The organism is Rothia sp. HMSC069C10 (assembly GCF_001812205.1).
GTDB classification, from domain to species: domain Bacteria; phylum Actinomycetota; class Actinomycetes; order Actinomycetales; family Micrococcaceae; genus Rothia; species Rothia mucilaginosa.
Genome location: NZ_KV808301.1, coordinates 7,824 through 8,065 on the forward strand (window position 1 = coordinate 7,824; position 242 = coordinate 8,065).

Sequence of the window (242 nt, forward strand, 5' to 3'; positions counted from 1 at the left end):
CTTCCTTTTCGGAGGGACTTTCATTGAGGGCCGGAAAAACACGGATAGACATCTTGCCAATCGACGCCAATTTCCCTTCCTTTTCGGAGGGACTTTCATTGAGGCTTCCCCGGTGAGCACGGCGGCACCCCCTGGCCCGGCGATTTCCCTTCCTTTTCGGAGGGACTTTCATTGAGGCTTCTTTCTCTGAGCATGAAGACGAGGTACGCGCCCGGATTTCCCTTCCTTTTCGGAGGGACTTT